Consider the following 16,075-nt stretch of genomic DNA (forward strand, 5'->3'; position numbering starts at 1 on the left):
CCAACTTTAAGCTAAAAACTCAAACGTCTTTCAATAGCATTTTGAAAGCGATCGCTCATTTCTCCCATCTCTAAATTAATCAAAGACACACTCTCATTCACTAAAATTTGCAAACCACTTTCAGCATTATTCACCAGACCAATTTTCAGCCAAAAATCAGCCAAATTTTCCTGAAGATACGATTCCCAAATCATCTGATTTTCCGGCGCAACAGAAACCAAAATTCGACAACCACCCTCGCCAAACAAAAATTCATCCCATCGCAAACCAGAAACATCAGACAATTCCCAAATAATCTCAGCGCCGAACTTCCCACTAATACAACACTCCGCTAGAGCGATCGCTAAACCACCCTCACCACTATCGTGAGCAGAACGTACCCAACCTTCACGAATACCATGACGACATACCGCTTGCACCCGCTTTTCCAAATCAAAATCTACTTCGGTCGGTTTACCAGCGATAGCGCCATGAACAGTTGCCAAATATTCAGAAGCAGCTAAAGACCTAACTCCTAAATTCCCTATTAAATAGATAAGATCCCCTTCAGTTTGCCAACTTTGCCCACAAATACGAGTAATATCGGGAATTAATCCCACCATTCCCACAACTGGAGTAGGATAAATTGCTTGGGGATGACCGTCAGCATCCAAGGTCTCGTTATACAAAGATACATTACCCCCAGTAACAGGCGTTCCTAACTCCCGACAACCTTCAGCCAGACCGCGACAACTCTCTGCTAGTTGCCAATATCCCACAGGTTTTTCCGGACTGGCAAAATTGAGATTATCTGTAACTGCCACAGGTTCAGCACCTACACAACTGAGATTTCGTGCTGCTTCTGCCACTACTGCTTTTGCACCATTGTATGGATCGAGATAAACCAAACGGGAATTACAATCAACTGTAGCAGCAACACCTGAATTTGCGATCGGGTTGTTCAGGTCAGGAATTTGCGGGCGTAACCGAATCACAGCAGCATCTCCTCCACCAGGGAGCATCACAGTATTATTCTGTACTTGATAGTCGTATTGCTGATACACCCAATTTTTAGAAGCAATAGTTGGAGTATCTAATAAAGTCAGTAAAATATCATTCCAGGTTTGGAAGTTTCCCTGAATTTCAATACCCCCTTCCGTAGATGCTGGCAACGATGCCACATTCCACTCCCAAGCTTTTTTAGCATATTCTGGCGGTTCACTCAATAACTCCCGGTGATAAATAGGAGTATTATCTGCCAAAGCAGTAGCAGGTATTTCAGCAGCAACCTTGCCTTCAAATAAAATTCGGACAATAGGTTCCTCAATGACCGTACCTGCCACCACTGCATGAAGTTCCCAACGTTCAAAAATATCAATTAATTCTTGTTCGCGACCTTTTTCGGCAACAAATAACATCCGTTCCTGAGATTCTGAAAGCAAATATTCATAAGGCACCATACCAGTTTCTCGCACTGGTACTTTGTCGAGGTCAAATTCAATGCCAACACCTCCGTTTGCAGCCATTTCTGAAGTGGAACAGGTGATGCCAGCAGCTCCCATATCTTGCGCTGCCACTACTGCCCCAGTTTTGAATGCTTCTAGACAAGCTTCAACTAGACATTTTTCCAGGAATGGATCGCCTACTTGCACGGCAGGGCGATCGTCTATTGACTGTTCGCTCAGTTCGGCGCTAGCGAAACTTGCTCCACCCATACCGTCTCGACCTGTGGTGGAACCGACATATAAGACTGGGTTGCCAATACCGGATGCACCAGATTTAACTATTTCGGGGGTTTCCATTAATCCCAATGCCATCACATTGACTAGGGGGTTGCCCGTGTAGGCGCGGTCAAAGTAAATTTCTCCTCCTACGGTAGGTACTCCGAAACAGTTTCCGTAGTGAGAAATGCCGGAAATTACTCCTGTAAAAATGCGTTTGGTTTTAGCATCTTCTAGGGAACCGAAACGGAGGGAGTTGAGTACTGCGATCGGACGGGCACCCATTGTGAATATATCTCGGAGAATACCGCCGACTCCGGTGGCAGCACCTTGAAATGGTTCGACAGCGGATGGGTGGTTATGGGATTCGATTTTGAAAGCGAGTTGGAGTCGGTTGTCTAGGTCTACGACTCCGGCGTTTTCTCCAGGTCCAACAAGAATACGTTTGCCTGTGGTGGGAAATTGTTTGAGGAGAGGGCGGGAGTTTTTGTAGCAGCAGTGTTCGGACCACATGACCCCGAACATTCCCAGTTCTGCTTTATTGGGGTGGCGATCGAGGCGGTTGAGAATTTCTTGATATTCTTCTGGTTTGATGCCTTCGGATGCTATTTCTTCTGAGGAAAAAGGAGTTTGTGACATAATTTATAATGGGAAAATTGAGTTAATTTTTTGGCAGTCTTATTATCTCATTAATTACAACAGATTCCAAGTATATGAGGTACAAATATTAACGTTCCGATGTTTGTAGTGCGGGCATCTTGCCCGCCCAAAGATTTACCTGATCAAGATAAAATCAACTTCCTACAAAACGATAAGTTTAGATTCACATTCCTAATCTAGCACTTTATGAAACCGAATCTTCTCCAGTAGCGATCGCCAATTCCTGAAAAAGGGCAACGGAAATAGTAAAAGTTTACTTTAAATACTAATTTGCCTAATCTTGATTAATTATACTAATTTATAGCAGTTTTCATTAATGTAGAGTACAGATATTTTGGCTTGAAGGTACTTATGCTGAGGGCACACATAGGGCAGAAGTTTTCTCGTCAATATTTGGGAAAACCCCTATAATTCCTTAATTTAATAATTCTGAATTCTACATTCATTCATTCTACATTCATAAACAGAAGTTTTCTCGTCAACATTTTGGAAAACCGCTATAATGTTGGCAAATATCATATTGATTTGTGATTGATTTTGATTACTTACAGCGCTTTTCGGATTTATAAACCACATCGTCATAACCAAAACATTGTAGGGGCGATTTCCTACGGAATGCTCCTAATTACGCGAATCGCCCCTACTGTGGTCTACAGAAATGAAAACCGCTGTAATATTTGCCCAACTTACTAGCTAGGGTTAACTTTGGATTTGGAAGGCTTCAGTTTGCGTTTGAAGGTTGAAACTGCTCCTAGAGTACCGAGAGCGAGGAAGCTTAAGGTGGAGGTTGGTTCGGGGACCACGATTGGTGCGGCAGAAAAACTAACGGGCAATTCACTATCTTCTGGCCCAAGATTTTCAAAACCTGGTATAAATGGCGGGGCAGAAAAAATCTCAAAATAACCCGGAGGCTGCAAAAAATCAGCAAAAAACATATTAACAAAGTTTCCTTCCGAGGTGAAATACCCAAAACCGTCACTTGTTAACTGCTCAGGATTAAGGCTGATTAAATTGTCAAGTTCAAAAGGTTCGTTTCCTGGTACTGAAGTTCCCGTAGGTTGTAAACCAATAATTGTTTCGTCATTTCGCGTACCAGTAATTCCAGTAATTAGGTAAAAACCTAAATCGTCAGGAGTGTCATTAGTAGTTAAATTACCACTTGCCTCTATGCCAGGAGCAGAATAACTCCAGTTCCAAATTAAAGCAGAGGCAGCTTGTATTTTCCCAAAAATCAATGCAGATGTAGCAGTGAGGACTGTGGCAGATAGTAGAGTTAGATTTTTCATAAGAAAATGGCGATTTTAGATTTAAAACCTATAATACCATTTTAATAAAGATGTGACAAACTTCAAATGAGCGTCTTTGTCAGATTAATTATTTCTTCCCGATCGAATACTATGAATCAACTATTACCTTTAGATTTTTCTCAGCAAGACCTACGGCATCGCAATTTTCAAGGCCAAGACCTGACAGGAGCTAATTTTAGCGGTTCTGACTTAAGAGGTTGTAATTTTCAGGATGCTATCCTAGTAGGGGCAAATTTTCAAGGTGCAAGAATTGGGCAAAGTAGGAGCAAAATTAGGATTTTGATTGTCCGTTGTGCTGGAGCGGCGATCGCTGTTACTCTTGCTAGTGCTTTTGCTAGTTTTATTGCTGGTGAAATGGCGGGGGTTGCTGCTTTGATTGCAACTGGCGCTGTGGCAGTTGCTATTACTAATGCTGAGAGTGAGATTATTGCTGCTGTTTTAGCAGGGGTTGCTGCTGTTATTGGTTCCAGTGGTATTATCTATTTTTTTGCAGGAAATAGTGTCAAAGGATTATTATTATTTTTGGGTTCGGGAGTAATTTTTGGAGTTGCTGTTATTTTGTTTTTTCAAGTTGTTATGGAGTTAGAAAAGTTATCAAAAACATCTTTTGACAATGCAGATTTAACTAATGCAATTTTTGATGAGGCAATTATTGAAAATTCCTAATTTTTCTATTTTTTAATCTTGCTAAAAAACAGGTGATTTTGTATTAATTTTTCATCATATTATTTCTTTGTCAATGTTAGCTTGAAAAAATAACCATAGAGACTTACAGTCCCAATTAAAAACAAGAATATTACAAATAGTTTTAAACTTTAGATGTGGAATAATATCAAATCCGCTTGGCAACGGAAGTATTATAAGAAACCGGGTTTGTACGAGGTCAATGTTAGGAAGCGTAGAGCATTTGAGACAAACCCGGTTTCTCTGCTTTTTTATACTGATACTACCGGATTTAATATAATTTCCTGAAATTAGTGTAGTGTCAAAGTTTTGAGCCTATAAAAATCTTAATGCATAACTGTCAGATATGCGTCTTACATTGTGAAGAGACCTCAGAATTAGGCACTCGATGCATGAATTCCGTGAAATGGTATAATCGTGTAAGACTAATGTAGTTAACTAGGAGTAAAACTAAGTGAGTAATAGTGAACCGATTAATTATGGTCGTTATTATTGGTATGTTCGAGTAACTAAAGATATAGCCGAAAATCAAGAACAATATGTTCAGGCAGATGAAGCACAGGTAAAAGATGGTGTTTTATTGTTCCTGCAACACACAGATGAAGGAGCAAAAATTAATATGGCTTTTGCTCCGGGAACTTGGTTAACTACTTTTATCACTTCTTATCAAACACAACAAAGTTAGATAAAAAAATATGTTTCTTGTCAAATGTTTTGGCAGCATAAATCAAGAAAACAATTGATTCGTATTGAGTCTTTGTTTGTAGTTGCGCTTTAGCGATCCAAATATTTATATAAGTGCTAAAGCGCAACTAAGCGACTAATTATAGGTGTTTGAGCTAATACGATCTAATTACCTCAAATAAATATTAACTAATCTGAATCATATCCCTATACTCACTAACAAACTGCTCAGAAGTAAGACGATCACTTGCTGTTGTCGGACTCCAAATTAATTCAAATACTAATAAATAATCAGGGGTAATTTTGCCTAACTCTTTAAAAGTTTTCTTGAAACTTTCCCTATCATTAACTTCATCAAATAAAGGATGATCATCCTCTGTACCTAACAACAAAGTTACAACAATATGATCGCCAATTTCCACATTTTTATCAACACTATTAACTTCAAATTTACACCTCTCTGCAAAAGAAAATTGCTCAAAAATACGTTCTGCTTCTTGTCTAGTCTCCACCGTTTCCGAACTCGCAGCAACATGAGTCCAATATTCCTGAGTCTGAAGCAGAGCGATCGCCGACTGCAACAAAAATTCCACCCGACCTTCTGACGTCTCAATATCAATCTTTTCACTTATTCTTGCTAACTTAGATTGAATATTATTTGCTGGTGCAAGCATCGCCACCTGTAACTTACTCACAGTCACAATATCATTAACCAAATCTTCGGGTACAGTTGCGACTGGTAGTTCTTCCTTAATAACTTCTACATATCCTGGTGACTCCTCAATAATTTCTACATACCCATCTCCTTCTGCAACCAAAACTTCTCGACGATAACCAAACAGAGAAGCGATCAACATAACCAACTCATATAAAATACATATCAAAATAATTCCCAGCAAAAGTGTTAGCAAAAACATCGGCAACACTGTTGCAGGTCCATCGTAATAGGTGTAAACCACTCGTTCGCGGAAAGTCGGACGGTAATAGTAGCGAACTCTAGTAGTTGGATGCACATAATAAAATCGACTTGTACCCACTTCCTCGTAATAATATCGCTTAGTACCGCCATCAATAAAATAACGTTGTCCGTTATTAACATTCATGTAGTAACGTCGTTGGGTTGCTGGTTGTACATAATAAAATCTCCCTGTACTTGCTTCCTGATAATAACGTTCTTGAGTTCCTGGACGGGTATAATAACGTCGTCCGGTAGCAGGTTCGACAGAATAACGTTTCTTTGTAGTTGGAGTAAATGAACCACTGCGAGTTTGTCCTCCAGTGTTGATGTTATTGATAGTGGGACGAGTGGTATTGTTTGGTTGGGAAAATGAACGACTGCGGTTGGAAGTGCCACTGGAAGTAGGAGATGGTTTAGCGATCGCAGGAGTATTGCTTGGTTTGGTAAGTGAACCACTGCGGTTGGAAGTCCCACTGGAAGTAGGGGATGGTTTAGCGATCGCAGGAGTGTTGCTTGGTTTTGTAAGTGAACCACTGCGGTTAGAAGTGCCACTGGAAGTAGGAGATGGTTTAGTGCTAGGGGGAGTATTATTAGTTTTTGGCAAAACTATATTGTTATTTGTAGATTTTGGTTTTGAGTCACTAGGTTGAGTGCTAGTGGAGGAACTACTTCTACTGCGAGTGGGACTGCTTCTACTGCTGCCTCCTCCTCTTCTTCTTGCATAAGCAATGGAAGCATTTGTATTAATTAATTCGCGGAGATCATTACTATGGGGATTAATGCTAACTTCATTAACCAAAAATAATGAGACAATTGTTGCTAAGATGAATTTATATTTATGCATTTCCTGATTTTTCCTAATCTATAGTAATTAACAATGAGCTATAGCAATCCTAAATAGGTTGTAAGATTTTATCGTAGGGGTTTGGTCTCCAAACCCAAGCGCAAAGGGATTTGGAGACCAAACCCCTACAGTTTTTTTCTCACAAATCATTTCATATTGCTATATTAGAGAATTGGTAGTCCTGTAGATGTAGTGATTTAGGGTAGAGGTAGGGAACACTTAACACTTAACTGGGAACAGAAATTATCTTAAATTCTTAGTTTCAAAGAAATAGTATTTCCTTGACTACTTGACTTTTTTTAATATATCACTACTTGTATACCACTACCGAGAATTAAGGTAAAATTCTCAATTCTGAATTCTAAATTATTTTGAGCTATTAGCTTTTTTCAGTGGTATATTTATTCCCGAAAAATTAATAGACTTCTTGCATAATTGAGAGAATTAAGATCAAATTATAAATTCTGAATTATTAATTTTAAATTCTTCAAGTTTCCGACTTTTTATTAGCAATTTCCCGATTATTTCGATATAAATCAATGCGATTTTTAGCAGCTTCATATTGAGGATGAGATTCGGGGACTTCTTTCATTAAAACTAAAGCTTGATGCCAAGTTATTGCTACTTCATTCCACTCTGCTTGAGTATTAGCAACTTGGGCAAGTTCGGCTGCTTTTGTTGCTGCATTTATTCCCTCTCGAAATGGGTCATAAATAGCTGCGATCGCTTCTGTCTTTTCCGTGGTATTTTCCGATTTATTACTAATATTTGAATTATCTGGTATATTGGCAGCATCAACCACAAATTTATTATTTATGTAATCTCCTAATACTGCACTCCCTGAAAGAGACAAAATCAAACCTACTAGAATCAAGATGAAATTTTTTCTGATTTGTCTTTGACTCCAATTTGCCATATAAAAAATTACAAAAGCAAAAGGAATTAATAAATAAGCAGCACCCCATAATGTGCCTTCAGCAAAAGCTTGAACCAAGCCCCATATTCCGCCTACTATTCCTGATATTAGACCTAGAATTAAGAGGCCAATTCCTATAAAAAACATTATCCCTGAGTATCCTTATGCAATGTATATTTGTACTAGAGTTATGCTATTTTTTTTGTCATTAATTCTATGTTATACCATTGATAAAAAATATTCTATAGTAAAAATACTGAAAGTTACATCAGAAAACAAATTTTCCTTATCTCAAACTGACAATATCCTGTTCGAAATAACATGAAATTAACATTTTTCACAGTGTCAATACAGTGTATTGATCCGTGATATTTCAGATACATAGAGTAGATAAGTTTCAGTTTCATAAATTAAGACCTCTCCCCCAACCCCTCTCCTGCAAGGAGAGCGGCTTCTCCTGCTATCCCTTCCCTCGAGTCCCCTTTCAAAGAGGGTTAAGGGGGGATAGTTGTGGGGTTGGGGGGTTAGGTTTTTTTACCCACAAAATAAATCTAGATAAGCTAATACATATAAGGTTTCTCAGATTCATGAGGTACACCTATCTTTATTTCTATTCTATTCCCTATTCCCTGTTCCCTAAAACCTATATTATATTTAGATAAATTTTAACGGCTAGTACCATCTTTCTCTGGAACAGGTGGTTGTTCATTTTTTTGATCATTTTTTTGTTGTTGAATAATAGTTTTTTCAGCTTTATAGCAACTATTATTGAACTTATTATTTGGTATTTCTGCCCCTTGTACCATAGTAATAGTTATTGTTATCAACAATCCAACTGAAAGAGAATCAAGTTTATTATTCATAATTTTCTTCCTGGTACTTATTGATATATCAGAAAAAATATCATTGTTTATGCAAACTTGATTCTTTAAACCCAGAAAAAAATCGGTATTTTCACTATCGATATAATTCAAGAAAACAAATATAGAGATAGCCTTTATCAAGTTACTTAGGTAAAGTTTTTTTTCTTCTTTTCTATTCCCTGTTTACCAAATTATATGAAATACAAAAAATTGTGCAAATATACGAATAAACCCACCTCCCTATCACCCCATATCCCTACCTACTTCCTAAATTTAAAGAAACATTTTTATGTTGTCTTGGTAGCTATTTAATTCATCACTTAAACTGCGCAACTATTGAATTTATTCATAATTATTCAAGTTGGCAGTTCGCAATTTATTTTCTAGTTCTTGCAATAATCCTGCTGAATCTTGAACCATTGTATGTAGACTAAAAATTTTTGCTTGCCGAGTATCTTTGCCAGCTTTTACTAACTGAATATTTCTTTCTAAACTAGCAGCTAATTGTTGTAAATGCTGTTGAGAAATACCAGAACTTTACTTTTGCTTGTTCTTAACTTCTAATAATTGTCTTTGCAAATCATCCACAGATCCTGATAGGAAGTTTGAGTATTAGCAGTATTTGCCTGAATTACAGAAGACTCATAAACAGAAGCGATCAATGCCCAAAACGGACGATTTTTCACCATATCCTCAGCTAAGGAACTGGTAGAAACGCCGTAGCGAGTGACTTTGCTCTGAATTTTTTGAATTTGGGGTTGATATTGTTGCACGTCCGCAACAGTAAGTTGTTCGGGGCGTTTATTGGCAACGGAGGCAAATTGCGCGACCAAAGTCTGCAAACCAGAATTGGAACGAGTGGGAGCAGTATGAACATAATGTATTGGCAGTTGGGGACTACTGGAGTCTAGGTCTCGGTGAGTTTGAGTGTTGACGAGAGCTTGGTATATATTTGATTGTTTTTGTAACCCAGGTGCGACCTCTTTTGATGTCATGAATATCATCGGACTATTTGCTAATAAAGGCGCATCGGTAATTTGAGGAATATAATTTTGTCCGGGATAGAGTTGATTAATTTTGTATAAGAGTTGGGAATGATAAATTTCGCCATCTACGGAAATTAGGGTGGGAAATTCTGGGGAGTCTGGTTGAATAGCTCCACTTCTGAGTTTTTGGGAAAGGGAAACTATTTCTGTCACCACATCCCCACTACCTTTTGCTTCACATTTCAAGGAAAAAGGTTTGCCATTATCGAGTAATGGTTTTTGTTGACTGAGTTGAGTGGCAGCTTGGTTACAGAATTTTTCTAAAGCACTGCCGACTAAAAATTTGACTTCAACACCTGAATAATTTGGGGAATTATTGACTTGAGCGCAAGCTCCCAGAAATAGAAGTCCTAAAGTAGGAATTAGATTTTTTTTGCCAGTTAATTTTCATTTTTATTCGGTTGTAATCTAACTTTGTTCTACTTATTAATCAGCCATTTCTCCCTTTTTTATGCAAAAAAATAGGCATCCCACGGAATGCCTTATGAATAATCAGCTTTGTTCTATATTTATTAATCAGCTATAGTTTCAAAAATTATGCAAACAAGCAGATTCAAGATTACAGAACTTTTCAGATTGATGACCTCAAGTCAAAACCAAAACCCAGCAGGGATGTTCCATGGAACATCCCTACAGTGTTCTTTTAACTTTTAACTTGATTTACAGCACTTTTGAGGATGGTGAGGTACAGTTGAAGACTATAATCTCTCTTCCGTTCTGCTGAACTTACCCAAACTTACCCAAACTGATGTTTGAGCTTTGGAGACAAGCTTCCTGCTTCAATGAAGACCACTGCCCCATGGGCTGTAACTTATCTTCTCCACAGGCTTAAAATCGGTGGGAACTCCACCTAATAATTTAAGTATGACATAAGCTTTGCCATTTACGACTAAAAATTTGCCAAAAAAGTAAGTTTAAGTATATTTAAGTAATATTTCAGCTTCTGTTTTTACCCCTATTTATTAAAGTGATAAAACTTTCTACCTCACTAACTCCAAAACTGCTGTAATTCTTACTTTTAACTTTTGACTTTTAACTTTTGACTTGATTTAATCCTTAGTCAATTACCCAATAACCATTTTGTCGCCAATATTGTTCTGTTAAAGCCATTTCTAAGTCATCTTGTTGAATCAAACCTTTAAACATTAGTAATTCTCCAAGTTTTTGATGACATGAAGCTTGGATATCTATTGCTTGGTCTAATTGAGCTTGAGAAATTAATTGTCTGCGGATGAGAATTTCACCTATTTTCATCATGGTATTTCACCTGTTTAAAATTGATGTGATTCTGTATCGGCACCCTAATGATTGACTCTATTTACCATTATATATCTAGGTTAATACTTAATAATCAGCTAGTTTCTGGAGATTTATGCAAAATTTAATATCCCCAGGAATAAAAGTAAGGAACTCAAGTCTCCTACTGTATTCTTCATCAATCAAGTATGGCAAGTTTACAGATACTGTTCATACCATTTACAAAAATTAACATTATTTATTTTAGAGATATAGGAATTTCTTCCACATCACCTATTACACGATTCACACAAGAATTATTTATTTGATAAATCATATCTATAAAATTAGTCACGGTATTAGCAAATTTTTTAACTTTTTCGATCTTAGAATTAGAGATTAAAGTAACGTTAGTTTTTTCTGGTAATACCATCTTGAAGCGGTAGGTGGTATCTCCATCATCATCTGTATTACTTTCCAGAATTAATTCTTGGATTTGTGCAAAGGAATAGTGTTTGGTTTTAGTACCCAATAAAGAAAAGACTTTGTGGGTTAATTGTCGTTCACTTTTGTTAAGTGTTAGTGTTTGTAGATAAAAAACTGCGTATAGAAGTAAAACTCCAATTTTAAGAGAGGTAATGCTGATAGCTAAAAGTCTCAAATTTTTCTTTTTCCAACGTAGATCGTACTGAATAAGCAGAGATGGCTGAGTTGAACTATTGAGAAATGTGTTAATTTTTGCCACCATTTCATTCATTTCTTGATATGAATTACCTTGCCAACTGACAATTTCTTTTCCTGGTTTAGTTACTAGGGTCACAGAATAATATACTCCATCACTATTTTTGTGGTAATTAAATTTGGCTTCTGTTAGCCGAGTCAAGGAAATAGAAGAATCTTGGATTAAACCTAAATACTTTGAGTGATTGACCTGACAATTAACTTGAGTTGGTTCAACCCTTTGACATCAAACGCTAATGACTCTCATCTGCCATAAACTTAATAAACTAAAAAGCAACGAAATTCGTACTGAGGGAAAAACAAAAAATAATAAGCACCCAAAACGAGGGTATAATTCATCTTTTAGGATAAGTTATTTTCGAGTATACTTAACTATTTCCATATATTTTTCCTGTGATAAGTACCTAAACAAAATTATTTACCTATTCTAATTTTCTGCAATCTTGATAAGGCAAATAATTCAAGTTTTATAGATGTTTCAATAATTAATAATTAACAATAGATATCTCCGAAAAAGATATAGATTTTTTTCGTTTAGTAGGGAAAAGGGAATATATTTTCACGACAAAGATGCGAAAAATGATTTTGGATAGTCAATTTTACAACTATAGCTTGTCTTAAATAAAGAGCAAGTTTATTTTCTGGAGAGGTCTAATTAATAATTAATAATTACCTCTTCTTGAAAACAGATAGGATTGATTAAAAGGGAAATTTTTTTCTTTTCTTGGTTGATTGGATATGGGGCACTTCGGAGCGGCTCTGAAAGAGCGGGAAACTTTGCCATCCCATCTACCAGGTCATGCTCCGCTTTCCGACCGCTTTTTCTCCTTTAAAGGAGAGGTTCTAAACCCTTATTTTTCGGTAATTAATTTTGTGTACCTGCTTATCCCATATATCTAAAGATAGAAAAGGTTCCCAAATGAATATTTACTAATTTATCAGCCAGACAGGAGAGTTTTATGAAAACTTCTAGCAATTAAATTTATAAGGTATAGATAATCGTCAGGGAAGTTAGGACATTCTCAAACTCTCAAATATAGGAATTTAACTTCGCGCGTTCTAACTTCTAACTTTTGAGTTTTGAATTTTAACGAATGGGACTATATCCCGCTTCTTTAATTAACTTTTGCCCTTCATCTGTCAACAATAATTTTCCATAAGCTTCTCCAGCTTTCTCATCAAAGGAAGCATCTTTTTTTACAATCACAAATAACCGTCTCGTAATGGGATATGTTCCATTTTCAAATGCTTCTAAATTCGGCTCATTACGAAGTTGTTCTGAACAATTCTCTGGTGGTACAAACTCACCTTTGTAAGGAACAACAAAACTACCTGCTGATTCATAGCTAATTGCTAAAGGTTTGACACTACACTGAGGAATAAGTTCTGAAGCTGTAGCAAAATAAATTCCACCTTTATTTGCAGTTACCTCTCGTAAAGCTTGAGTAGTTGTAGGAATAAAAAACACATTTTTGCCAAAATTTTTATTGTTTAAAATATTTTCTTGAAAGAAAGGAGTTGTACCACTATCAAGAGGACGAGAATAGGGAATGATTTTAATATTAGCTCCTCCTAATTCACCCCAATTTTTAATCTTACCAGTATAGATATCCTGAAGTTGTTTTAAAGTTAAATCTGCAACATCAAGTTCGTGATTAACCACAATAGCAATCCCATCAATAGCAACAGGAACTTGCTTGAGTTGAAAGCCTCTATTTCTTGCTCTCTGCAACTCATCATCTGTCACAGGTCGTGAAGATTCTGAAAAAGAAATTTGACCTTTGATTAACATTAAAATCCCAGTTCCCGAACCAGGTGGTAAAGTAGGATGTTGTTTATAACTCAACTTAAATTCTGGAAAAATCTCTTGGATTTTTTGATTAACTTTACTACGAATTGGCGCCCAAGTTGTACTACCTCCATGTAGCCAATTACCGTTAGGAACGTCAGAAATATAAGCAAAACATCTGGTTAGTTTGATTTGATTTTCTCTTGAAGGTATAAACTGAGTTGATTGTTCTGGGCAAGGTAAAAATGGTAGATTTTCCACTTCTTCTTTTGGTGCTTTAACTCCATTAATTAGCCACCAAGTTACCCCACCAACTACCAATAAACTTATAACCCCTAATAAAAATAAAGTTTTTTTATTCAGTAACGAAACAGAAGTTTTAGGAGTAGGAATTAAATGATCGGTAAGTTCTTGCCAAGTTAAAGGTTTATTTAATGCTGACTCTCGAATACATATTGTCGGTAACCACATTGCCCCTGGATAATTAGCCTCAAAATATTCCAGACGTTCTCTAGCAGTATGAACGGAAGAAAATAAGGATTTATTATTAGTAAATTCGGCAAAAAAATATTCTAAAAATTTGACGGCTACTTCATCAGGTATGGGTTCTCGCATCACAATACTACGGGGTAAACTTAACTTAGCTAATTGACTGGCTAATCCTAAACCATCACAGGAATTAAATATGGCTAATTGTAATCCTTTATCTATTACATATCTCAGAGAATTCTTAAACTCGTCAATACTTAATTCATCAGAGTTGTTGAGAGAAATCCAACCAATTGTACCATCTTCTTCACTGCGACTATGACCAGAGAAAATAAAGATGTGGAAACCTGATTCTTCTCTTAATGTATTAGCAAAATTTTCTCGACTGGGCTGCTTTAAACAGATAACTTCAGCTCCTTTTTCCTGTAGTTTTTGCACTATTTCTATATCTAGATTTGTATTAATCCCCGCACTTTTTCCAACTACTAAAAGCACTCTAATCTTGCTACAGCTAGGATAAGGTTTTAATTCACCTTTACCTCTAGCTCTCATAGCAATTTCTGCTTGAGGAAACCGAGATGTTAATAAACTCCATTCTTGCCAAGGTAGTCGTCGAAGTTTGGGATTTTTTACATCTAAAAATACACGAATTTCTGACTCAGAATTTTGCAGAGAACTAAACACAGAAATTAATTCTTCTCGGATAGGTCGCCATCGACGTTCATCAGAATCTAGCCATTGATTAATGTAAGTTTTCACCCGTTCTCTTTCTTCTAAACCAGAGATAGTAATAATTCGTTTTGGACTAATTCGAGTAGCGATTTTACGAACTTCACCCAACTGGTTATAAGCTAACTGCCAATTACTTAGGGATAATTCTAATTCTGATGGTAAAGGTGGCAAAAAACCATCAATAGAATCAAATTTACTATCGTTAACAGTGAGAGTAACATGAAACCCAGGGGCTTCAATTTCAATTAGTTTAATCTTAATAATACTCATACTAGCATCCTATTTTATTCATTGTATTTTCGGTTTAAGTTACCCCGAAAAAAATTTTAGTTTAAATTATACCATTTCTTAATGAAGCTAAAATTACCTGATTTAAGGAAGTAGAAAAATCTTGGATTAAACCTAAATACTCTGAGTTATTAACCTGACAATTAACTTGAGTTGGTTTGAGCCGTTGACATATAGCAATCAGGAATCAGATGTAAGAATTGAATGTTTCTTAAAAGAATATAGTATAGCGGTTATCTTATTCATTTATATACATTTTTCCTTCTTCTGTGTTCCCTGTTCCCAGTTAAGTGTTCCCTAAAAATATCCAATATCTCACAACTCAAATCATATTGCTATAAAACGCTAATGATTCCCATCTGCCGTAAAATTAGTAAATTAAAAAGCAACAATGCTCCTACCCGGGGAAAAGCGAGTAAAAAGTCAAAACCATAAGATTAGATATTTTGAAAAACCAGTTCTTTTCTAGTTTGCTTAACTATTTCCATATATTTTTTCTGTGATACTAATTTGATAAGTGTTTGCTACAAATAGCTATGGTACTTCTTAGGAGTCAAAAGTCAGAACGAATAGGTTTGATACATTTTTTTGTGTCGTAACTTATCTTTTTCATCAAATAAAAATTTCTGATAAAATATTTTCATAGTCCTTATTATTCGTAACATTCTTTTTTCAAAATGGTATGATAGCTTAATTGGACAACCATATATCTACAGATAGAGAGGGTTTCTAAATGAAGATTTACTAATTTATCAGGTAAATAGGAAAAATTTATGCAAAATTCCAGCAATTAAATTTATCAGGTAATTATACTAAATCCGGTTTATAGAGTACCCTTTTGTGCAGATAAGGAGATGGGGTATAGAGTAGATAGCGAGAGAGTTAGAGAGTATTTTTAAAAGTGCCTTTTGATAACCAGATTTAGTATTATTCAGCCGTCAGCTTTTTGCTTTCAGGTCAATTTTAACGAATTGGACTATATCCTGCTTGTTTAATTAATATTTGCACTTCATCTGTCAACAATAATTTTCCATAAACTTCTCTAGCTTTTTCATCAAATGAACCATCTTTTCAAGGGGATAAAAAAATAAAATTCAGTATCTCAAGCCTCCCTATTCCAGGAAGTACTGCTAGCTGT

The 16,075-nt window shown here is 36.1% G+C and carries 11 protein-coding genes; 2 read left to right on the top strand and 9 right to left on the bottom strand.

Features of this window, described 5'->3' with window-relative positions:
* Positions 1-11: 11 nt before the first annotated feature.
* Positions 12-2,339 carry a phosphoribosylformylglycinamidine synthase subunit PurL gene (gene purL, locus ACP6PM_RS08945; RefSeq protein ID WP_426583781.1) on the bottom strand — a complete coding sequence of 776 codons (2,328 nt, stop codon included), beginning with the start codon at positions 2,337-2,339 and terminating at the stop codon, positions 12-14.
* Positions 2,340-3,049: 710 nt separating this feature from the next.
* Positions 3,050-3,646: a PEP-CTERM sorting domain-containing protein gene (locus ACP6PM_RS08950; RefSeq protein WP_426583782.1), complete on the bottom strand. Its 597-nt coding sequence runs from the start codon at positions 3,644-3,646 to the stop codon at positions 3,050-3,052.
* A 111-nt stretch (positions 3,647-3,757) separates the two neighbouring features.
* Here ACP6PM_RS08950 and ACP6PM_RS08955 point away from each other — a divergent pair, with 111 nt between their 5' ends.
* Both ACP6PM_RS08955 and ACP6PM_RS08960 read left to right on the top strand, forming a co-directional pair.
* Positions 3,758-4,333: a pentapeptide repeat-containing protein gene (locus ACP6PM_RS08955; protein ID WP_426583784.1), complete on the top strand. Its 576-nt coding sequence runs from the start codon at positions 3,758-3,760 to the stop codon at positions 4,331-4,333.
* Positions 4,334-4,805: 472 nt separating this feature from the next.
* On the top strand, positions 4,806-5,036 hold the full coding sequence (locus tag ACP6PM_RS08960; RefSeq protein ID WP_426583786.1) for a hypothetical protein: 231 nt from the start codon (positions 4,806-4,808) through the stop codon (positions 5,034-5,036).
* Positions 5,037-5,220: 184 nt separating this feature from the next.
* On the opposite strand, the gene ACP6PM_RS08965 is transcribed toward ACP6PM_RS08960, so the two are convergent.
* From ACP6PM_RS08965 to ACP6PM_RS08995, 7 genes are all read right to left on the bottom strand, one after another.
* On the bottom strand, positions 5,221-6,837 hold the full coding sequence (locus ACP6PM_RS08965; protein WP_426583787.1) for a DUF1517 domain-containing protein: 1,617 nt from the start codon (positions 6,835-6,837) through the stop codon (positions 5,221-5,223).
* A gap of 487 nt (positions 6,838-7,324) precedes the next feature.
* A complete protein-coding gene (locus ACP6PM_RS08970) occupies positions 7,325-7,900 on the bottom strand; it encodes a hypothetical protein (protein ID WP_426583789.1) in 576 nt (191 codons plus the stop codon).
* 518 nt (positions 7,901-8,418) lie between these two features.
* Positions 8,419-8,616, bottom strand: coding sequence for a hypothetical protein (locus tag ACP6PM_RS08975; protein WP_426583791.1), 198 nt, complete (start codon positions 8,614-8,616; stop codon positions 8,419-8,421).
* A gap of 560 nt (positions 8,617-9,176) precedes the next feature.
* Complete coding sequence (locus ACP6PM_RS08980) at positions 9,177-9,848, bottom strand: extracellular solute-binding protein (RefSeq protein WP_426583793.1); 672 nt, start codon at positions 9,846-9,848, stop codon at positions 9,177-9,179.
* Positions 9,849-10,718: 870 nt separating this feature from the next.
* A complete protein-coding gene (locus tag ACP6PM_RS08985) occupies positions 10,719-10,919 on the bottom strand; it encodes a hypothetical protein (protein WP_426583794.1) in 201 nt (66 codons plus the stop codon).
* A gap of 238 nt (positions 10,920-11,157) precedes the next feature.
* Positions 11,158-11,781 carry a hypothetical protein gene (locus tag ACP6PM_RS08990; RefSeq protein WP_426583796.1) on the bottom strand — a complete coding sequence of 208 codons (624 nt, stop codon included), beginning with the start codon at positions 11,779-11,781 and terminating at the stop codon, positions 11,158-11,160.
* A 945-nt stretch (positions 11,782-12,726) separates the two neighbouring features.
* Entirely contained in the window at positions 12,727-14,919 is a 2,193-nt protein-coding gene (locus tag ACP6PM_RS08995) for a substrate-binding domain-containing protein (RefSeq protein WP_426583802.1), read from the bottom strand.
* Positions 14,920-16,075 lie beyond the last annotated feature (1,156 nt).

Source organism: Dapis brunnea BLCC-M229, assembly GCF_050015995.1.
Taxonomy (GTDB): Bacteria; Cyanobacteriota; Cyanobacteriia; order Cyanobacteriales; family Microcoleaceae; genus Trichodesmium.

Excerpts from the sequence above, each read along its gene's own strand:
- ACP6PM_RS08965 (WP_426583787.1), bottom strand. The coding sequence starts at position 6,837 with ATGCATAAATATAAATTCATCTTAGCAACAATTGTCTCATTATTTTTG.
- ACP6PM_RS08975 (WP_426583791.1), bottom strand. The coding sequence starts at position 8,616 with ATGAATAATAAACTTGATTCTCTTTCAGTTGGATTGTTGATAACAATA.
- ACP6PM_RS08950 (WP_426583782.1), bottom strand. The coding sequence starts at position 3,646 with ATGAAAAATCTAACTCTACTATCTGCCACAGTCCTCACTGCTACATCT.
- ACP6PM_RS08985 (WP_426583794.1), bottom strand. The coding sequence starts at position 10,919 with ATGATGAAAATAGGTGAAATTCTCATCCGCAGACAATTAATTTCTCAA.
- ACP6PM_RS08955 (WP_426583784.1), top strand. The coding sequence starts at position 3,758 with ATGAATCAACTATTACCTTTAGATTTTTCTCAGCAAGACCTACGGCAT.
- purL (WP_426583781.1), bottom strand. The coding sequence starts at position 2,339 with ATGTCACAAACTCCTTTTTCCTCAGAAGAAATAGCATCCGAAGGCATC.
- ACP6PM_RS08995 (WP_426583802.1), bottom strand. The coding sequence starts at position 14,919 with ATGAGTATTATTAAGATTAAACTAATTGAAATTGAAGCCCCTGGGTTT.
- ACP6PM_RS08970 (WP_426583789.1), bottom strand. The coding sequence starts at position 7,900 with ATGTTTTTTATAGGAATTGGCCTCTTAATTCTAGGTCTAATATCAGGA.